The organism is Rhodococcus sp. 852002-51564_SCH6189132-a (genome assembly GCF_001665495.1).
Lineage (GTDB): Bacteria > Actinomycetota > Actinomycetes > Mycobacteriales > Mycobacteriaceae > Rhodococcus > Rhodococcus pyridinivorans.
In genome coordinates this window covers 52,045-71,806 of the sequence record NZ_LZMJ01000034.1, presented here as the reverse complement: position 1 = coordinate 71,806, position 19,762 = coordinate 52,045, and the positions used below count along the sequence as shown (strand labels likewise).

15 protein-coding genes are annotated in these 19,762 nt (G+C 68.7%); 11 read left to right on the top strand and 4 right to left on the bottom strand.

Going from position 1 to position 19,762, the window contains the following annotated elements; all coding sequences use genetic code 11:
- The first annotated feature begins 2 nt into the window (after positions 1-2).
- The 6 genes from A5767_RS06795 (at position 3) to A5767_RS06770 (ending at position 12,178) form a co-directional block, all read left to right on the top strand.
- The gene (locus tag A5767_RS06795; RefSeq protein ID WP_064851974.1) at positions 3-1,334 is read left to right on the top strand and encodes an MCE family protein; all 1,332 of its coding nucleotides are present in this window, start codon (positions 3-5) and stop codon (positions 1,332-1,334) included.
- Positions 1,331-2,578, top strand: a complete 1,248-nt coding sequence (locus tag A5767_RS06790; RefSeq protein WP_039958116.1) for an MCE family protein — start codon at positions 1,331-1,333, stop codon at positions 2,576-2,578. Before A5767_RS06795 ends, A5767_RS06790 begins: the two co-directional genes overlap by 4 nt.
- 140 nt (positions 2,579-2,718) lie before the next feature.
- Positions 2,719-3,333 carry a hypothetical protein gene (locus tag A5767_RS06785; RefSeq protein ID WP_024101678.1) on the top strand — a complete coding sequence of 205 codons (615 nt, stop codon included), beginning with the start codon at positions 2,719-2,721 and terminating at the stop codon, positions 3,331-3,333.
- A gap of 226 nt (positions 3,334-3,559) precedes the next feature.
- Positions 3,560-4,195, top strand: a complete 636-nt coding sequence (locus A5767_RS06780) for a hypothetical protein (RefSeq protein WP_197483218.1) — start codon at positions 3,560-3,562, stop codon at positions 4,193-4,195.
- Positions 4,196-4,584: 389 nt separating this feature from the next.
- Positions 4,585-8,091 (top strand): DNA-directed RNA polymerase subunit beta, encoded by a 3,507-nt coding sequence (rpoB, locus tag A5767_RS06775; protein ID WP_064851972.1) that lies wholly within the window; start codon positions 4,585-4,587, stop codon positions 8,089-8,091.
- Positions 8,092-8,206: 115 nt separating this feature from the next.
- Entirely contained in the window at positions 8,207-12,178 is a 3,972-nt protein-coding gene (locus A5767_RS06770; RefSeq protein ID WP_006552275.1) for a DNA-directed RNA polymerase subunit beta', read from the top strand.
- A gap of 148 nt (positions 12,179-12,326) precedes the next feature.
- On the opposite strand, the gene A5767_RS06765 is transcribed toward A5767_RS06770, so the two are convergent.
- Positions 12,327-12,818 carry a SixA phosphatase family protein gene (locus A5767_RS06765; protein WP_006552274.1) on the bottom strand — a complete coding sequence of 164 codons (492 nt, stop codon included), beginning with the start codon at positions 12,816-12,818 and terminating at the stop codon, positions 12,327-12,329.
- Positions 12,815-13,627, bottom strand: a complete 813-nt coding sequence (locus A5767_RS06760) for an acyl-[acyl-carrier-protein] thioesterase (RefSeq protein ID WP_024101674.1) — start codon at positions 13,625-13,627, stop codon at positions 12,815-12,817. The genes A5767_RS06765 and A5767_RS06760 overlap by 4 nt, the downstream gene beginning before the upstream one ends.
- A gap of 166 nt (positions 13,628-13,793) precedes the next feature.
- Between A5767_RS06760 and A5767_RS06755 the strand changes: the two genes are divergently transcribed.
- The 4 genes from A5767_RS06755 (at position 13,794) to A5767_RS06740 (ending at position 16,776) form a co-directional block, all read left to right on the top strand.
- A complete protein-coding gene (locus A5767_RS06755; RefSeq protein WP_064851971.1) occupies positions 13,794-15,470 on the top strand; it encodes an FAD-dependent oxidoreductase in 1,677 nt (558 codons plus the stop codon).
- Positions 15,471-15,559: 89 nt separating this feature from the next.
- The gene (locus A5767_RS06750) at positions 15,560-16,015 is read left to right on the top strand and encodes a Rieske (2Fe-2S) protein (protein WP_006552271.1); all 456 of its coding nucleotides are present in this window, start codon (positions 15,560-15,562) and stop codon (positions 16,013-16,015) included.
- Between the two features lie 25 nt (positions 16,016-16,040).
- Positions 16,041-16,430, top strand: coding sequence for a YidH family protein (locus A5767_RS06745; RefSeq protein WP_006552270.1), 390 nt, complete (start codon positions 16,041-16,043; stop codon positions 16,428-16,430).
- Positions 16,431-16,443: 13 nt separating this feature from the next.
- On the top strand, positions 16,444-16,776 hold the full coding sequence (locus A5767_RS06740; protein WP_006552269.1) for a DUF202 domain-containing protein: 333 nt from the start codon (positions 16,444-16,446) through the stop codon (positions 16,774-16,776).
- Here A5767_RS06740 and A5767_RS06735 read toward each other — a convergent pair.
- Positions 16,763-17,788, bottom strand: coding sequence for a YeiH family protein (locus tag A5767_RS06735; RefSeq protein WP_064851991.1), 1,026 nt, complete (start codon positions 17,786-17,788; stop codon positions 16,763-16,765). The two genes, A5767_RS06740 and A5767_RS06735, sit on opposite strands and share 14 nt — an antisense overlap.
- A 101-nt stretch (positions 17,789-17,889) precedes the next feature.
- On the opposite strand from A5767_RS06735, the gene A5767_RS06730 reads away from it, so the two are divergent.
- Entirely contained in the window at positions 17,890-18,783 is an 894-nt protein-coding gene (locus tag A5767_RS06730) for a LysR family transcriptional regulator (protein ID WP_016690882.1), read from the top strand.
- Positions 18,784-18,806: 23 nt separating this feature from the next.
- Here the strand turns inward: A5767_RS06730 and A5767_RS06725 are convergent, their stop codons facing one another.
- Positions 18,807-19,670 (bottom strand): EamA family transporter, encoded by an 864-nt coding sequence (locus A5767_RS06725; protein ID WP_064851990.1) that lies wholly within the window; start codon positions 19,668-19,670, stop codon positions 18,807-18,809.
- Positions 19,671-19,762 lie beyond the last annotated feature (92 nt).

Here is a 19,762-nt window from a genome sequence, read left to right as displayed (position 1 = left end):
GGATGGGCCGCACAGGTGTCTTCGGAGCGGCCGCGTGCGTGGTCGCGGTGACGGTCACGGGGTGCGGAGGTCTGTCCGACGTCCCGTTGCCCGGCGGCGCCGACGTGGGTAGCGATCCGATCCGTCTGTCCATCCAGTTCGACGACGTGCTCGACCTGGTTCCGCAGTCGAGCGTGAAGGTCGACGGTGTGCCGGTCGGGCGCGTCGAATCGATCTCGGTCGCATCCGATTTCGGATGGACCGCCGACGTCGGCATCGTGCTCGACTCGAGCGTGGACCTGCCGGCGAACGCGCTCGCGAGCGTCGAACAGTCGAGTCTGCTCGGTGAGAAGTTCGTGCAGCTCACGCCTCCGGAGGACGAGCCCCCGACGGGCCGGCTCGCCGACGGCGACGTGATCCCGCTCGACCGCACCCGGCACGCCACCGAACTCGAACCGGTGCTCGGCGCGCTGTCGCTGCTGCTCAACGGTGGCGGTGTCGGCCAGCTCGCGCCGATCGTCAACGAATTGTCGACGGCCTTCGACGGCCGCGAGGGAACCACGCGCAGCCTCATCGAGCAGGCCGAGACCCTGATCACCGGTCTCGAACAGCAACGCGACGACATCACCCGGGCGCTCGACGGACTCGACGAGCTCACGGTGCGGGTCGCGGAGCAGAACGACAAGATCGCCGCCGTGCTCGACGAACTGCCGGTCGCGACCGAGGTGCTCGAGCAACAGCGGCCGCAGCTGACCCAGCTGCTCGGCCAGCTCGACCGGCTCGGCACCGCAGGTGTCGACGTTCTCGATCAGTCCAAGGAGGATCTGATCGCCGATCTCCTGGCGCTGCGCCCGACCCTCCAGGCACTCGCGGCGTCGGGCGACGATCTCGTCGAGGCGCTCTCCTTCGTGCCCACGGTGCCGTTCCCGGACGGTGTCGAGAAGGTCGCGCTGGGCAACTCGGTGAACCTCTTCCTCCTCGTCGACCTGCAGATCGGCGATGCGCTGGCCGCGCTCGGTGTGGGCCAGGGCGACCCGGTCTACCGCCAGCCGAAGTTCGGCAATCCGAAGCCGCTCGTCGACCCGTCCAACCCGTACTACGACGGGAACGGACCTGCCCCGGGCTGGCCCACCGTGTCGTTGCTGCCGGTGCTTCCTACTCCGCGTCTGCCCGGTGTGACCCTGCCCGAAGGGGTGTCGCTGCCCGACGGCATCGAGATCCCGGGGGTCACCGAGGCCGGTACGGACACCGATACCGGCACCGGCACCGGCACCGGCACCGACGGTGACGAGGCCCCGCCGCCGGGGCCGCTGGAAGGTTTGCTGAATCAGCTCGGACTCGGGGGTGGGCAGTGAGATCGCGCCTGGTGAAAGTGCAGCTCGCGCTGTTCGTGGTCATCGCCCTGCTCGGCATCGTGTTCGTCGGTGCCCGGTACGTGCGGCTCGACAACCTCATGGGCTTCGGCCAGTACACCGTCGACGCGCGGTTCCCCACCGGCGGTGGCATCTTCCCGAACGCCGAGGTCACCTATCGTGGGGTGCCCGTCGGTCGAGTCGGGGCGCTCAGCCTCACGGACGACGGAATCAACGTCGAACTGCGCCTCGACAACGGCGGACCGCAGATCCCGGCGTCGGCGCGTCCCGTCGTGGCGAACCGGTCGGCGATCGGTGAGCAGTACGTCGATCTGCAGCCGCCGAACGACGAGGGCCCCTATCTCGAACAGGGCTCCGTCATCGAGGGCACCGAGGACGATCTGCCCACGCCGGTCGAAGACCTGCTGTTGAGCACGAACGACCTCGTGTACTCGGTTCCGCTCGAGCCGCTGCGCACCGTCGTCACCGAGCTCGGCGCGGCCTTCGACGGCCGCGGCGACGACCTGCAGGTGCTCGTCGACGCGCTCGCCGGTCTCAGCGAGAAGGGCACCGAATACCTGCCGCAGACCGTTACGCTCATCCGCGACAGCCTCACGGTGCTCGACACGCAGTCCGCCCAGTCGTCGGCGATCCAGCAGTTCAGCTCGGATCTGGATCTGGTGACCGCGCAGCTCCGCGACAGCGACCCCGACCTGCGGCGCCTGATCGACACCGGCACCGACGCGAGCGACCAGCTCTCCCAGCTGATCGAGGGCTCCGGCCCGGGCCTGACCACCGACCTCGCCAACCTCGCGGCGGTGGCGGAAGCGGCAGCCCCGCAGTCGATCGCTCTGCAGCCGCTGCTGGCCTTCCTTCCCGCCGTCGCGGGCAGTGCGAGTACGGTCGCTCCGGGCGACGGCGCGGTGCGTCAGGGCATCGTGCTCGAGACCAACAATCCGCCTTCGTGCACCATCGGGTACGAGGGGACGCAGGAGATCCTCGCGCAGATGCGCGCGCAGGATCCGAACTTCGACGAGACCCAGCAGGACTTCCCGTTCAACACGAACGCCTCGTGCGAGGTGCCGCAGGGCAGTGTCACCGGCGTGCGCAGCGCGAACCGCATCGTCTTCGCCGATCCGAACACGATCCAGCCCTGGGATTTCAAGCCGAAGAAGGACCCCGACAAGCTCAACCTGAATCCGATCGCGACGCAGCTCGCGCCGTTGCTCGGAGTCACCCCGAAGTGAGCAGTTAGTAGGTTTGTGGAGTGAGTGCACCAATTTCCTCCGACGCTCCGCCCACCCCGCCCCCCTCCGCCGACGGCAACTCGCCCGCGGACGGGCGGGGGCCGGGCGGGGCACGCAGGGCGGCCCTCGCCGTCGTCTCGGTGCTCGCCGTCGTCGCCCTCGCGGCGGCGGTGTGGTTCGGCTACGGCTGGGGGCGCGCGCTCCTGGTGGACCGTTCGGCTGCCGAGGCGCGCGACGCCGCGCTCTCGGGAGCCATGCAGGCGGCCGTCAACTTGAACAGCGTCGACGCGAACGACGTCGACCTGTCGATCGAGAACATGCGGTCGTCGATCACCGGCGACGCCCTGCGCAACGATCTCGCGGCGACCGAAGAGGACATCCGGGCCCGGGTCGCGGAGACCGGCACCAGCATGTCGGCCGAGGTGCTGTTCGGAACGCTCACCGAACTCAACACCGACGATGACCTGGGCAAGGCGCTCGTCGTCCTGGCCGTGCGCACCCAGACTCCCGAGTACTTCGTGACCAACAAGGTCCCGGTGCTCGTGTCGCTGCGCAAGGACGGCGACGTGTGGAAGGCCGAGACCATCGAACCGCTCGCCTCCGTCGAGATGGAGTCGGGACCGGTCCCCGGTGCTCCGGCTCCCGATCCCGGCGCGCAGCCCGCACCGGACGGGGCGCCCGCGCCCGAGGGTTCCGGGGCGCCCGCGCCCGAGGGTTCCGGGGCGCCCGCGCCCGAGGGCGAGGCGGGCCCGTGATGTTCGGCAAGTCGACGAAGGAGAACGTGTAGTGCCCCCGCAGCGACGGAAGACCGGCCCCAGTGGGCCCCCGCGCCGTCGGCCGAAGGTCGCCGGCACGTCCCGACCGCCTCGGGCGACCCCTGCAGAGGACGAACGCCCGACCCGGGCAGAGGACGAACGCCCGACCCGGGCAGAGCAAAACTCTGCCGAGGAAACTTCTGCCGAGCAGTCACGACCCTCCGAGGTGACGCTCGACAAGCAGGACGAGGAGCAGGAGAAGCCGGCCCCGGCGGCCGGCGACGGAACTCCCGCAGAGCACCCGACGGAGTCTCCGGCCGAGCCGGTTGATCCGCCCGAGCCTCCCGCCGGTGACGCCGGCAGGTCGCGTGCCTCCGGTGGGTGGCGTCCGGTGATCGTCGTCGGTGCGGTGGCGGTGGTGCTCGCGGTGATCGCCGCGGTCGCAGCCTTCCGCCCCGGCGCCGAGATCTCGAACGTCGCGTGGGTCGACACCGCGGAGACACGCGAGGTCACCGAGGCCGCGAAGGTCGCGATCGAGACCATGCACGGCTACGACTACCGCACCATCGACGAGGACTTCGGCCGGATCCGGGAGTTGCTGACCCCGGAGCGGCTCGAGGAGTTCGACTCGACCGCGGACGTCACCAAGAAGGCCGCGATCGACACCCGCACGGTCACCGAGGTGATGGTCGAGCACATCGGCGTGACGATGATCGACGACACCCGCGCCGAGGTCGCCGCCTACATCAACGTCAGCGCCACCGGCGACGGGATCGCCCAGGGAAGTGCGGCCGCACCGCTGCTGGTGAGGATGGAGAAGTCGGACGGACGATGGCTGGTCTCGGAGATCCGCGACCGGTGACGACGGCTGCGGATCGCCCCCTCACCGGGGGCGTCCGCGGCCGCGACGCGCGGATCGTTCCGGACGCGCAGTCTTGACGCAGGCGACGCGAGCGGTCACTCTATCGGTACGCCTGTTCGACTGAAGGCTTCCTCGTGAGCCGCTCGAGGTCGTTTGCCAGGTTTCTTTGAGGCACCCCTGTGGACATTTCGCCTACTCAGGTGTAGGTTAGTTCTTTGCGCTGGCTGCCTCCTGTTCACCTTCTGATCGTCGAGTCGGAATTCGCTCTTTCGAGCGAGACCGTTTCGGTGCGTCGGTGGGGTTCTCGTTCGGGTTGCGACCAGCGAAAACGCCCCACATGAAGAAGCAGGTACAGCGGCGGTCGCACCGGTTGGAGCGGCCCGCGTGAGGTGCTGGAAGGACGCATCTTGGCAGTCTCTAGCCAGACCAAGGCAGTAGCCGGAATCCCCGGAGCCCCGACGAGGGTGTCGTTCGCGAAGATTCGCGAACCCCTCGAAGTTCCCGGGCTCCTCGATCTACAGACCGATTCGTTCGAATGGTTGATCGGCTCGGAGCGCTGGCGCGCGAAGGCTGCCGAGCGCGGCGACGGTCACGTCGTCGGTGGCCTGGAAGAAATCCTCGACGAGCTCTCGCCCATCGAGGACTTCTCGGGTTCGATGTCCCTGTCCTTCTCCGATCCGCGCTTCGACGAGGTCAAGGCCTCCGTCGAGGAGTGCAAGGACAAGGACATGACGTACGCGGCTCCGCTGTTCGTCACCGCCGAGTTCATCAACAACAACACCGGTGAGATCAAGAGCCAGACGGTCTTCATGGGTGATTTCCCGATGATGACCGACAAGGGCACCTTCATCATCAACGGCACCGAGCGTGTCGTGGTGTCGCAGCTCGTGCGTTCGCCCGGTGTGTACTTCGACAAGAACGTCGACAAGAGCACCGAGAAGGACCTGCACAGCGTCAAGGTCATCCCGGGCCGCGGTGCCTGGCTCGAGTTCGACGTCGACAAGCGCGACACCGTCGGTGTGCGTATCGACCGCAAGCGTCGTCAGCCGGTCACCGTGCTGCTCAAGGCGCTGGGCTGGTCCACCGAGCAGATCGTCGAGCGTTTCGGGTTCTCCGAGATCATGATGTCGACGCTCGAGAAGGACAACACGGCGGGCACCGACGAGGCGCTCCTCGACATCTACCGCAAGCTCCGTCCGGGCGAGCCGCCGACCAAGGAGAGCGCGCAGACCCTGCTGGAGAACCTCTTCTTCAAGGACAAGCGCTACGACCTGGCGCGCGTGGGCCGTTACAAGATCAACAAGAAGCTCGGCCTGAACACGGGCCAGCCGATCGAGGCGTCCACCCTCACCGAGGAAGACATCGTCGCCACGATCGAGTACCTCGTGCGCCTGCACGCGGGCGAGAACAAGATGACCGTCCCCGGCGGCGTCGAGGTTCCCGTCGAGGTCGACGACATCGACCACTTCGGCAACCGTCGTCTGCGCACGGTCGGCGAGCTCATCCAGAACCAGATCCGCGTGGGCCTGTCCCGCATGGAGCGCGTGGTCCGTGAGCGCATGACCACCCAGGACGTCGAGGCGATCACGCCGCAGACCCTGATCAACATCCGTCCGGTCGTGGCCGCGATCAAGGAGTTCTTCGGAACCTCCCAGCTGTCGCAGTTCATGGACCAGAACAACCCGCTCTCGGGCCTGACCCACAAGCGTCGCCTGTCGGCGCTGGGCCCCGGCGGTCTGTCGCGTGAGCGCGCCGGCCTCGAGGTCCGCGACGTCCACCCGTCCCACTACGGCCGCATGTGCCCGATCGAGACCCCGGAAGGCCCGAACATCGGCCTGATCGGCTCGCTGTCGGTGTACGCGCGGGTCAACCCGTTCGGTTTCATCGAGACGCCCTACCGCAAGGTCGTCGACGGTGTCGTCACCGATGAGGTCGAGTACCTCACCGCCGACGAGGAGGACCGCTACCTCATCGCGCAGGCCAACTCGCCGATCGGTTCCGACAACCGCTTCTCGGACGAGCGTGTGCTCGTCCGTAAGAAGGGCGCGGAGATCGAGTACGTCTCCGCCGACCAGGTCGAGTACATGGACGTCTCGCCGCGCCAGATGGTGTCGGTCGCGACCGCCATGATCCCGTTCCTCGAGCACGACGACGCCAACCGTGCCCTCATGGGCGCGAACATGCAGCGTCAGGCCGTGCCGCTGGTGCGCAGCGAGTCGCCGATCGTCGGTACCGGCATGGAGCTGCGTGCCGCCGTCGACGCCGGCGACGTCATCGTCACCGAGAAGAGCGGCGTGATCGAAGAGGTCTCCGCCGACTTCATCACCGTCATGGCCGACGATGGAACCCGCAAGACCTACCGTCTGCGCAAGTTCGACCGTTCGAACCAGGGCACCTGCTCGAACCAGCGTCCGATCGTGGACGAAGGACAGCGCGTCGAGTCCGGCCAGGTCCTCGCCGACGGCCCCTGCACCGAGAACGGTGAGATGGCGCTCGGCAAGAACCTGCTCGTGGCGATCATGCCGTGGGAAGGCCACAACTACGAGGACGCGATCATCCTGTCGCAGCGCCTCGTGGAGGAGGACGTGCTCACCTCGATCCACATCGAGGAGCACGAGATCGACGCTCGCGACACCAAGCTCGGTGCCGAGGAGATCACCCGCGACATCCCGAACGTCTCCGACGAGGTCCTCGCCGACCTCGACGAGCGTGGCATCGTCCGCATCGGCGCCGAGGTCCGCGACGGCGACATCCTCGTCGGCAAGGTCACGCCGAAGGGCGAGACCGAGCTGACCCCCGAGGAGCGCCTGCTCCGCGCGATCTTCGGTGAGAAGGCGCGCGAGGTCCGCGACACCTCGCTGAAGGTGCCCCACGGCGAGAACGGCAAGGTCATCGGTGTTCGCGTGTTCTCGCGCGAGGACGACGACGATCTGCCTCCGGGTGTCAACGAGCTCGTCCGCGTGTATGTGGCGCAGAAGCGCAAGATCCAGGACGGCGACAAGCTCGCCGGCCGCCACGGCAACAAGGGCGTCATCGGCAAGATCCTCCCGCAGGAGGACATGCCGTTCCTGCCCGACGGCACCCCGGTCGACATCATCCTGAACACCCACGGTGTTCCGCGTCGTATGAACATCGGCCAGGTCCTCGAGACGCACCTGGGCTGGATCGGCAAGGCCGGCTGGCAGATCCAGGTGGCCGACGACGGCAGCCGTCCCGAGTGGGCGCAGAACCTCTCCGATGAGATGCTCGCCGCCGAGCCCGACACCAACATCGCCACGCCGGTGTTCGACGGTGCCCGTGAGGAGGAGCTGACGGGTCTGCTGTCCTCGACGCTGCCGAACCGCGACGGCGAGGTCATGGTCGGCCCCGACGGCAAGGCGACGCTGTTCGACGGTCGCTCCGGCGAGCCGTTCCCGTACCCGGTGTCGGTCGGCTACATGTACATCATCAAGCTGCACCACCTGGTCGACGACAAGATTCACGCGCGTTCGACCGGTCCGTACTCGATGATCACGCAGCAGCCGCTCGGTGGTAAGGCACAGTTCGGTGGTCAGCGCTTCGGTGAGATGGAGTGCTGGGCCATGCAGGCCTACGGCGCCGCCTACACCCTCCAGGAGCTGCTCACGATCAAGTCCGACGACGTGGTCGGTCGCGTCAAGGTCTACGAGGCGATCGTCAAGGGCGAGAACATCCCCGAGCCGGGTATCCCCGAGTCGTTCAAGGTGCTCCTCAAGGAACTCCAGTCGCTGTGCCTGAACGTGGAGGTCCTCTCCAGCGACGGCGCGGCCATCGCGATGGCCGACGGCGACGCCGAGGACCTCGAGCGGGCGGCCGCCAACCTGGGCATCAACCTTTCCCGCAACGAGTCGGCCACGGTCGACGACCTCGCGAACTAGGAGCCGAGCCGACGCGGTACGCACCCCGACACCACTGGGCGCGTACCGCGTCGGGCCCCGGCAGCGATAGCGACAACTAGCAGCAATACAACCCGCACAGGGGAAAGGAAGTTACGTGCTCGACGTCAACTTCTTCGATGAACTCCGGATCGGCCTGGCCACCGCCGAGGACATCCGTAACTGGTCGTACGGCGAGGTCAAGAAGCCCGAGACCATCAACTACCGCACGCTCAAGCCCGAGAAGGACGGCTTGTTCTGCGAGAAGATCTTCGGTCCCACCCGGGACTGGGAGTGCTACTGCGGCAAGTACAAGCGTGTCCGCTTCAAGGGCATCATCTGCGAGCGCTGCGGCGTCGAGGTGACCCGCGCCAAGGTCCGCCGTGAGCGTATGGGCCACATCGAGCTCGCCGCTCCGGTGACGCACATCTGGTACTTCAAGGGTGTGCCGAGCCGTCTCGGCTACCTGCTCGACCTCGCGCCGAAGGATCTCGAGAAGATCATCTACTTCGCCGCGTACGTCATCACGTCGGTCGATGACGAGCTGCGCCACAACGAGCTCTCCACTCTCGAAGCCGAGATGGAGGTCGAGAAGAAGTCGGTCGCCGACCAGCGCGACGCCGACCTCGAGGCCCGTGCACAGAAGCTCGAAGCCGACCTCGCCGAACTCGAGGCCGAGGGCGCCAAGTCCGACGTCCGCCGCAAGGTCAAGGACGGCGGCGAGCGCGAGATGCGTCAGCTCCGCGACCGTGCGCAGCGCGAGCTCGACCGCCTCGACGAGATCTGGACGACCTTCACGAAGCTGAAGCCGAAGGACCTGATCGTCGACGAGATGATCTACCGCGAGCTCCAGGACCGCTACGGCGAGTACTTCACCGGTGCCATGGGTGCCGAGGCGATCCAGAAGCTCATCGAGAACTTCGACATCGATGCCGAGGCCGAGTCGCTGCGCGAGACCATCCGCAGCGGCAAGGGCCAGAAGAAGCTCCGTGCTCTCAAGCGCCTGAAGGTCGTGGCGGCGTTCCAGCAGTCCGGCAACTCGCCCATGGGCATGGTGCTCGACGCCGTGCCGGTGATCCCGCCGGAACTGCGTCCGATGGTGCAGCTCGACGGTGGCCGCTTCGCGACCTCCGACCTCAACGACCTGTACCGCCGCGTCATCAACCGCAACAACCGCCTCAAGCGACTGATCGACCTCGGTGCCCCCGAGATCATCGTCAACAACGAGAAGCGGATGCTGCAGGAGTCGGTCGACGCCCTGTTCGACAACGGCCGTCGTGGCCGGCCGGTCACCGGTCCCGGTAACCGGCCGCTCAAGTCGCTGTCCGATCTGCTCAAGGGCAAGCAGGGCCGCTTCCGTCAGAACCTGCTCGGTAAGCGCGTCGACTACTCGGGCCGTTCGGTCATCGTCGTCGGTCCGCAGCTCAAGCTGCACCAGTGCGGTCTGCCGAAGCTGATGGCGCTCGAGCTGTTCAAGCCGTTCGTGATGAAGCGTCTCGTCGACCTCAACCACGCGCAGAACATCAAGTCCGCCAAGCGCATGGTCGAGCGTCAGCGCCCGCAGGTGTGGGACGTCCTCGAAGAGGTCATCAACGAGCACCCGGTTCTGCTGAACCGTGCTCCCACGCTGCACCGCCTCGGTATCCAGGCGTTCGAGCCGCAGCTCGTCGAGGGCAAGGCCATTCAGCTGCACCCCCTCGTGTGTGAGGCCTTCAACGCCGACTTCGACGGCGACCAGATGGCCGTGCACCTCCCGCTGTCCGCGGAGGCGCAGGCCGAGGCCCGCATCCTGATGCTGTCGTCGAACAACATCCTGTCGCCGGCATCGGGCCGCCCGCTCGCCATGCCGCGTCTGGACATGGTGACGGGTCTGTTCCACCTGACCCGTCTGGTCGAGGACGCCCCCGGCGCCTACACGGCCGCGACCGCCGACGAGCCCGAGCAGGGCGTCTACTCGTCGCCGGCCGAGGCCCAGATGGCCGTCGACCGTGGCGTGCTGTCGGTCCAGGCTCCGATCAAGGTGCGCCTGACCCAGCTGCGTCCGCCGCGCGACGTCGAGAACGAGCTGTTCCCGGAGGGTTGGAAGTTCGGTGAGCCGTGGACCACGCAGACCACCCTCGGTCGCGTGCTGTTCAACGAGCTGCTGCCGACGAACTACGCGTTCGTCAACGACATCATGCCGAAGAAGCGCCAGGCCGCGATCATCAACGACCTGGCCGAGCGGTACCCGATGATCGTTGTCGCGCAGACCGTCGACAAGCTCAAGGACGCCGGCTTCTACTGGGCCACGCGTTCGGGTGTCACCATCTCGATGGCGGACGTGCTCGTTCCGCCGGAGAAGAAGGACATCCTCGAGCGGTACGAGACCCAGGCCGACGCCATCCAGCGGCAGTACGACCGAGGCAAGCTCTCGGAGGACGAGCGTCGCGACTCGCTCGTCAAGCTGTGGCAGGAAGCGACCGAAGAGGTCGGTCAGGTCATGGAGGCGCACTACCCGGACGACAACCCGATCCCCACGATCGTCAAGTCCGGTGCTGCGGGCAACATGACCCAGATCCGTTCGCTGGCGGGCATGAAGGGTCTGGTGACGAACCCGAAGGGCGAGTTCATCCCGCGCCCGATCAAGTCCTCCTTCCGTGAGGGCCTGACCGTCGCCGAGTACTTCATCAACACGCACGGCGCGCGTAAGGGTCTGGCCGACACCGCTCTCCGTACCGCCGACTCGGGTTACCTGACCCGTCGTCTGGTCGACGTCTCGCAGGACGTCATCGTCCGCGAGGTCGACTGCGGCACGCCGCGCGGCATCGAGATGACCATCGCCGAGCTCGCACGCGACGCGACCGGTCAGCCGACCGGTGAGCTCGTGCGCGACGCTCACATCGAGACCAGCACCTACGCTCGCACGCTGGCGACGGACGCGGTCGACGCGAACGGCAACGTCGTCGTCGAGCGTGGTTCCGACCTCGGCGACCCGGCGATCGAGGCGCTGCTCGAGGCCGGTATCCAGAAGGTCAAGGTCCGCTCGGTCCTGACCTGCGACACCGGCACCGGCGTGTGCGCGACCTGCTACGGCCGTTCGATGGCGACGGGCAAGCTCGTCGACATCGGCGAGGCCGTCGGTATCGTCGCCGCCCAGTCGATCGGTGAGCCCGGTACGCAGCTGACGATGCGTACCTTCCACCAGGGTGGCGTCGGTGAGGACATCACCGGTGGTCTGCCCCGCGTCCAGGAGCTGTTCGAGGCTCGCGTCCCCAAGGGCAAGGCCCCGATCGCCGACGTCTCCGGTCGCATCCGTCTCGAGGACGACGATCGTTTCTACAAGATCACGATCATCCCCGACGACGGTGGCGAGGAGGTCGTGTACGACAAGCTGTCCAAGCGTCAGCGTCTGCACGTCATCCGCAAGGCCGACGGCACCGAGGGCGTGCTCGCGGACGGCGATCACGTGGAGGTCGGTCAGCAGCTCCTCGAGGGCTCTGCCGATCCGCACGAGGTGCTGCGCGTGATGGGCCCGCGTCAGGTTCAGGTCCACCTGGTCCACGAGGTCCAGGAGGTCTACCGGAGCCAGGGCGTGTCGATCCACGACAAGCACATCGAGGTCATCGTGCGTCAGATGCTGCGTCGCGTGACGATCATCGACTCGGGCTCGACGGAGTTCCTGCCCGGTTCGCTCGTCGAGCGCAGCGAGTTCGAGGCTGCGAACCGTCGTGTGGTTCAGGAGGGTGGCGAGCCGGCTGCCGGCCGTCCGGTCCTCATGGGTATCACGAAGGCGTCGCTGGCCACCGACTCGTGGCTGTCGGCGGCGTCCTTCCAGGAGACCACTCGCGTGCTCACCGACGCGGCGATCAACTGCCGCTCGGACAAGCTGATCGGTCTCAAGGAGAACGTGATCATCGGTAAGCTGATCCCCGCCGGTACCGGTATCAACAAGTACCGGAACATCGAGGTCCAGCCGACCGAGGAGGCCCGTGCGGCCGCGTACGCCATCCCGGCGTACGACGACCAGTACTACTCGCCGGACGGCTTCGGCCAGAACACCGGCGCTGCAGTGCCGCTGGATGATTACGGTTACTCCAACGACTACCGGTAGTTCGCTGCCGTAGTAGACGACGAAGGTCCCGCCCTCTTCTCTTCGGGGGCGGGACCTTCGTCATTTGTTCTCGACGGTGATGCCGTCACGGCGTGCGTGCGAGCGTCCCGTGGCAGTTCCGCTCGGGGTGGGTCGCTCGGGACGCGGGTCAGCGCGGGATGTGGAAGTCCACGAGTTCGGCGGTGCCTCGCGACAGTTCGGACCAGGATCCGCTCACCGTGAGGACCGCGATCGCGGAGGTGGGGAACTTCTCGGCCACCTGATGGGCAGCGTCGGTGCTGTGATCCGTGATGAGCCCGAGGACGGTCGCGGAGAGGGTCGGCTCGTGCCCGATGACGAGCAGGGTGTGCACGTCGTCGGCCGTTCTCCGGATCTCGGCGACCAGGGATTCCGGATCGGCGTGGTACAGGCTGTCGCGGTACTCGACGGGAGCCTCCACGGCTGCTTCGGCGAGTGTCTTGCGCGTCCGGGTCGCGGTGGAGCACAGAACGGCGTCCACTTCGGGCAGGTTCGCCCGGATCCAGCGACCGGCGAGTCCGGCCTCGCGGCGTCCGCGGGGGGAGAGGGGACGCTCGTGATCGTCCACGTCGTCCGGGTACGCGGACTTGCCGTGGCGCAGCAAGATCAGGGTACGGGTCATGGGGTCCACCGTAGAGCGTCCGGTTTCCGGCCGATCCACGCGACCGCGCGAGTGTGATCCTCGACCGTGAACCAGACCGTCAGTCCGTCCTCTCGCAGGGTCGTCCGCAGTGTGAGGGTCTCGCCGGCGGCGACGGGGCGCAGGTGTTCGATCACCGCCCGGTACGGCGCGTCCGGGATGTCCGGCCGGAGGGGCAGGAGCTCCTCGAGGCCGTGCCAGTAGACGGCGTTGTTGACGTGCCCGAACGGGTCGAGGTCGGTGGCGCGTAGGGGGAAGACGCGTTCGTCGTCGACCTCGTCGGGTGCGCGAGCGGGCAGCCACGCCGTCCACTTCAGGCGTGTGTCGTGCGCGTAGCGGGCCATGTGCTCGAACAGGCCGTCGCTGATCCGGGTGGGGGCGCCGGTGGTGGGACCGATGTCGATCCAGAACGCCGCGGTCTCGATCAGCGGGCCGTCCGGGGCGTCGCCGGGGTCGTCGAAGCGGACCCGCACGTTCGCCCACCGCGTCGACAGGGCGTCGCACCAACGTCGCAGCCGGAGCGTGCGGCCGTACTCGGCGGGGCGGTGCACGTCGACGATCGTGCGCCGGACGATCCAGAGCGGGTCGGTCTCGGACGCGCCGACGGCGGCGAGGTTGTCGGTGCCGATGTCCTGGAGATAGCGGGCGATGCCGTCGAGCCGCAGTCGCTTACCGGTGTCGACGTCGCCGGTGCGGACGGTGCGCTCGGTGGAGAAGGGGTTCGCCTGCTCGGGCAGTTCCGTGAGCGGTCGCGTCCGAGGCAGATCGGTGCTCGGCGTCGACGTGGCCATGTGTCCCCCCGGGTCGGATGTCCGATCGTGCGATTCTCGCAGTTTCGGTGGGCGGTCGCAGGTTCTCTTGCGAACCCACGGCGACAGCCGCTACAGTCGAATTAACTGTTACGGATCGTTACATGAAATTCGCGGACGCTCCGCCCGGCTGCCGAGGACCCTTCCCATGGCCTATGTGATCACCCAGACCTGCTGCAACGACGCGAGCTGCGTCGCAGTCTGCCCCGTGAACTGCATCCACCCCTCGCCGGACGAGCCCGAGTTCGCCACCGCCGAGATGCTGCACATCGATCCGAAGACCTGCATCGACTGCGGCGCCTGCGCCGACGCGTGCCCGGTCGAGGCGATCCTGCCCGACGACAAGCTCGATCCCTCCCAGATGCGGTTCGCCGAGATCAACGCGGCCTGGTACGAGGACCACCCGGCGCCGGAGGGGTGGAAGCCCCTCGTGCCCACCCCGGCGCCTCCGCGCGATCGTGGAACGCTGCGGGTCGCGATCGTCGGCGCCGGCCCCGCGGCCTGCTACGCCGCCCAGGAACTGCTCGAACGTTCCGAAGTCGAGGTCGAGATGTTCGACCGGCTCCCGACTCCCTTCGGCCTCGTGCGCGCCGGTGTCGCCCCCGATCATCCGGGGACCAAGGCGGTCACGGAATCGTTCGAATGGTCGTTCCGGCGCGAGGAGTTCGCCCTGCACCTTGCCACCGAGGTCGGTCGCGACATCACCCACGCCGAACTGCTCGAGCACCACCACGCCGTGATCTACGCGACCGGTGCGTCGTCCGACCGCCGCCTCGGGGTCGCCGGTGAGGACCTGCCCGGCAGCCACGCCGCCACCGAGTTCGTCGCCTGGTACAACGGCCACCCCGACTACGCCGACCGCACTTTCGATCTGTCCGGGGAACGCGCCGTCATCGTCGGCAACGGCAACGTCGCCCTCGACGTCGCGCGGATACTCACCATGGACGTCGACGAACTCGCGCGCACCGACATCGCCGACCACGCCCTGACGGCGTTGCGGAAGAGCAACATCCGCGAGGTCGTCCTGCTCGGCCGGCGCGGCCCGGCCCAGGCCGCGTACAGCAATCCGGAGTTCCTCGCCCTCGGCGACCTCACCGGAGTCGACGTCGTCGTCGACGACGCCGACCTCGAACTCGATCCGGTGAGCGCCCGGGCCGTGGAGGAGGACGCGGCGACCGCGCTGCGCGTCCGTCTCGCCAGCGAGTACGCCGGCCGGCCCGTCCGTCCCGGGCACCGCCGCATCGTCTTCCGGTACCTCGCCGCGCCGCGCGAACTGCTCGGCGACGACCACGTGACCGGCGTGCGGATCGAACGCACCGAACTCGTCGACGATAGTGGTCGTCTCTCCGCCCGACCCACCGGCCGTTTCGAGGACCTGCCCGCCACGCTCGTACTCCGGTCGATCGGCTATCGCGGCGTTCCCCTGCCGGGTGTGCCCTTCGACGACGTCCGCGGGGTCGTTCCCAACACCGGCGGTCGTGTGGACGCCGGCGTCTACGTCACCGGGTGGGCCAAGCGCGGCCCGAGCGGCGTCATCGGCACCAACAAGGGATGCGCGAAGGAGACCGTCGCCGCGCTGCTGGCCGACTTCGACTCCGGTGCACTCGCCGCTCCCCGCGGCGACCGTCGTGCGCTGAACCGGTTGCTCGCACAGCGCAGGCCCGATCGGGTGGACCTGGACGGCTGGAAGACCATCGACGCCGCCGAGCGGCAGACCGGACGAGCCCAGGGTCGGCCGCGCGTCAAGATCACCGACCGCGAGAGCCTCGTCGAACTCGGTCGTCGCCGACGCCGTCTTCCGCTGCTCGCCTCGCTGCGTCGTTGACACAGCCGCGGGTGACGCAGGTCGCGGCCCGCCCGGACGTTCGTCGATAGGCTCGGGAGAACCGAATCCCGACCCGAACGGACATGTGCATGAGCAGCGACAACCTCGACCGCACGGCGCTCACGCGCCGCACCCTCATCGGCGGCGCCGGTGTGGTGGCGGCCGGCGCGGCCCTTACAGCCTGCGGATCGTCCGGCGACACCGGCGAGGCGCGATCGGCGGTGCCCGCACCGACCACGACGGCGCCTCCCGGACCCGATGCGGAGGTCGTCGCCGCCGTCGCGGACGTGCCGGTCGGCGGGGGCGTCATGCTCGAATCGAAGAGGCTCGTCGTCACCCAGCCCGCAGAGGGCGACTTCCGCGCGTTCATCGCGATCTGCACCCATCAGGGCTGCAATCTCAGCGGTGTCGAGGACGATCGCATCATCTGCCCGTGCCACGGCAGCCGGTACGACCTCGACGGCGCGCCGGTCGAAGGACCGGCGAAGCGGCCGCTGAAGACCCGTCCCGTGGCGGCCCGCGGGTCCGATCTCGTCGTGGGCTGATCGGTCCGGGGATAGAGTCCGCTCCGTGGAGACCAGCGGAGGCCGGCGCCCGAAGGCGCTGCACGGTTGGCGCCCGAAGGCGCTGCGTGACGGTACGGACCCGGACCCTCGTTTCACGCTGGCCAACGAGCGCACCTTCCTCGCGTGGGTGCGGACCGCGCTCGGCGTCATCGCCGCGGCGGTCGCGCTGGAGACCTTCGCGGGCGGCATCGTGTCGGAGGGGCTCCGCACGGTGCTGGCGTGCGCGTTGCTCGGATTCGCCGCCGTGCTCACGGTGTTCGCGCTGATCCGCTGGCACCGCGTCGAGCACGCGATGCGCACCGGACGGGCACTCCCGGTGCCGTGGGTGGCCTATCTGCTCGCCGTGGCCCTCGGGGTCTCGGGGGTCGTGCTCGCCGTCGCGATCGCCCGGTGAGACGAGCCGCACCGTGAGCCGGGACGATCTGCGGCACGGCGACGTCGGTCTGCAGCCCGAACGGACGAGTCTGGCGTGGCTGCGCACCGCCTCGGTGCTCGGTGCGGTGGTGCTCGGATTCATGCGGTTCGTGCCGGGCCCTGGTGCCGTGGTCGCGTCGATCGGCCTGATCTGCCTCGTGCCCGTGCTGGCGGTGCTGCTCGCCTCCCGGATCGGTCACCGCGCGCGAGTGCGCGGTCTGGTCGCGGGTCGCGCGCCCTATTTCTGGTGGCGCAACGTCGCGGTCTCCGCCACGGTCGTGGTGCTCGCGATCTCGTCGGCCGTCCTGATCGTCACCGCCCGCTGAGTGACAACACGCCGATCAGGGCTATCGCCGCGACCCAGACGGTCGCCGCTGCCGCGAGCGCGATCGGACGCCATCCGACGCCGCGGAGCACTTCCCGGCGCACCCCCGCGCCCAGGGCGAACATCGCGACGGTCAGCAGCGTGCGCTGCACCGTCCCCGCAGCCTCCACCACGATCGGATCGAGCAGTCCGGTCGAGCGCAGTGCGACGCACGCGAGGAAACCCAGCAGGAAGACCGGCACGATCGGGGGAGTGCGCTCGTCGCGGCGGTCCTCACCGCGCCGCCGAGCGACGACCCCGACGACCGCCACGACCGGGGCCAGCAGTGCCACCCGTGCGAGCTTGACCGTCACCGCCGCGGCGAGCACCCCACCGGCGGTGGCCTCGAGGGCGGTGCCGGTCGCGACCACCTGGGCGACCTCGTGGATCGCCGCACCCGCCCACAGACCGGCGGTCCCGGGAGTCAGCCCGAGCATCCCGGCGGCGAGCGGAACGAGCGGGATCATCGCGGTGCCGAAGACGACCGCCAATGCGACGGTGGTGACGAGTTCGCGTTTGCGCGAATCGATCACACCGTCGACCGCCGCCGCGGCCGCGGCTCCGCAGATCGAGAAACCGCACGCGATGAGCAGGCGCTGGGTCCAGCCCACCCCGAGCCACCGGCCGAAGGCGAGCGACCCGCCGATACCCGCGACGACGACGGTCGCCGCGACGACCGCTGTGCCCCACCCGAGGTCGACGAGATCGGAGACCGCGAGCTGCACGCCGAGAAGAGCGACGCCCACTCGGAGGAGACGCTTCGACGCCGTACCCAGGCCCGGCTCCAGAAGGCCGACCACCGGTGCGGGCAGACCGATATTCGCCACGACCACACCCAGGACGATCGCGACGAGCAACGGGCTCGTCCCGGGGATCAGGTGCGCCGCTCCCAGTGCGACGACCGCGCCCGCCGAGGCCACGAGGAGACCCGGGACGACGGTGGGCCGGGACACGGGCGCGTGGACGGTGAGCATGCCTCGACTCTTCCGCCGCAGCGGTGTCCGCACCAGCCGTCGATCGGACATGAGCTCATATCGAATGGATATGAGTGGCGAGTGCGGCATATCGTTCGTGCATGACCAGCTGGCCGGATCTCGTCGCTCTGGAACTGCTCGTCGGGGTCGACGACCGGGGCGGGCTCGGCGCCGCGGCCCGCGCGGCCGGTCTCGCCCAACCCAACGCGACCCGCATGCTGCGCCGACTCGAACGGCAACTCGGCGCGGTCCTCGTGCGGCGGGGCCGCACGGGTTCGGTGCTCACCCCGGAGGGCACGGTGGTCGCGCACTGGGCGCGGGAGGTCCTGGCCGACGCGGAACGCCTCCTCGACGCCGCTGCAGCACTGCGCGTCGAACAGCAACCCGAACTGGTGGTCGCGGCGTCGATGACGGTCGCCGAACACCTCATCCCGCGGTGGCTCGGCGCCTTCCGCACGCTCCGCGACGACGTCCAGATCCAGTTGCAGGTCCACAACTCGATGCGGGTGTGTGACGTCGTCGCCGAGGGCGGATGCGACGTCGGGTTCGTCGAGGGGCCGACGGTTCCGGAGGGACTGCACAGTGTCGCGGTGGCACGCGACCGCCTGGTCGTGGTCGTCCCGCCGCAGCATCCGTGGGCACGGCGGCGGCGCCCGCTCACCGTGGCCGAATTGGCGGCGACACCACTGGTCGTCCGCGAGGAGGGGTCCGGTACCCGCCGCACCCTCGACCTCGCGTTGCAGGAGTACGACCGGGCCGCACCGCTGCTCGAACTCGGGAGCGGAGCCGCGGTCCGCACGAGTGTGCTCGGGGGCACGGGCCCGGCGGTGCTGAGCACCCTGGCGGTGGAGGAGTATCTGGACTCCGGCCGGCTCGTCGCGGTCGCGGTGGACGGACTCGACCTGCAGCGTGTGCTCCGCGCGGTCTGGAGGCCGCCGCGGGTGTTGTCCGGTCCGGCGGGGGAGTTGGTCCGATTGATCACCCGTACCCGCTGACCTGGCTTACATCCGGCGCCGGGTCAGGCGCGCGAGTGCTGCAACGCACCAGCCCCCGCGACCACCACGAGTGCGATACCCGCGAGGGCGAGAGGTTCGACGACCTGCCCCAGCACCAGAGCGCCGGCGAGCGCTGCGGCGGCGGGTTCGAGCGCGATGAGGATCGCGAACACCTTCTTCGGGAGGTCGCGCAGGGCACGGATCTCGAGGGTGTACGGGATCGCCGACGACAGCAGCGCCACGGCGAGTCCTGCGAGCACGAGGTCGGGCCGGAGGAGTTCGGTGCCGGCCGTCGCCGCGCCGAACGGCAGGACGACGACGGCCGCGATCGTCGTCGCCCCGGCCAGCCCCGCCGATCCGGGCAGGGTCGTCGCCACACGTGAGCCCGCCACGATGTACCAGGCCCACCCCGATGCGGCGACCAGCGCGAAGGCGACTCCGAGCGGATCGGGAACGGTGGACAGCCCGGCACCGTCGCCGACGCCGAGCAGGACCACCCCGCCCAGCGCGAGCACCACCCACAGGGCGTCGCGCATACGTCGGGACAGGATCGCGGCCAGTCCGAGAGGGCCGAGGAACTCGATGGTGACGGTCGCGGCGAGCGGCAGTCGCGTCAACGCTCCGTAGAACGCCGTGTTCATCAGCGCGAGACTCGCGCCCAGTGTCACCACCGCCCGCCACTGTTCCGGTGTCCACGTCCACGGCCGGGGCCGGGTGAACGCGCAGAGGATCACGGCGGCGAACAGCAGGCGCAGGGTCACCGTGCCGAGAGCACCAGCCCGGTCGAACAGGGTCGCGGCGAAGGCCGCCCCGAACTGCATCGACAGCACCGCGGTGAGGACCGCGACGACAGGGCCGACGGTGTGCGTGCGGGAATCGTCGGCCATCTCGTCAGTCTGTCCGACGAGCACGAACGACGCCTGCCGCAAAAAACAATCACACGTGCTTGATTTTGGGGCTGTGGCGTGTGACGCTTGCC

Excerpts from the sequence above, each read along its gene's own strand:
- A5767_RS06795 (WP_064851974.1), top strand. The coding sequence starts at position 3 with ATGGGCCGCACAGGTGTCTTCGGAGCGGCCGCGTGCGTGGTCGCGGTG.
- A5767_RS06765 (WP_006552274.1), bottom strand. The coding sequence starts at position 12,818 with ATGACCCGTACCCTGATCTTGCTGCGCCACGGCAAGTCCGCGTACCCG.
- A5767_RS06760 (WP_024101674.1), bottom strand. The coding sequence starts at position 13,627 with ATGGCCACGTCGACGCCGAGCACCGATCTGCCTCGGACGCGACCGCTC.
- A5767_RS06755 (WP_064851971.1), top strand. The coding sequence starts at position 13,794 with ATGGCCTATGTGATCACCCAGACCTGCTGCAACGACGCGAGCTGCGTC.
- A5767_RS06750 (WP_006552271.1), top strand. The coding sequence starts at position 15,560 with ATGAGCAGCGACAACCTCGACCGCACGGCGCTCACGCGCCGCACCCTC.
- A5767_RS06735 (WP_064851991.1), bottom strand. The coding sequence starts at position 17,788 with ATGCTCACCGTCCACGCGCCCGTGTCCCGGCCCACCGTCGTCCCGGGT.
- A5767_RS06730 (WP_016690882.1), top strand. The coding sequence starts at position 17,890 with ATGACCAGCTGGCCGGATCTCGTCGCTCTGGAACTGCTCGTCGGGGTC.
- A5767_RS06725 (WP_064851990.1), bottom strand. The coding sequence starts at position 19,670 with ATGGCCGACGATTCCCGCACGCACACCGTCGGCCCTGTCGTCGCGGTC.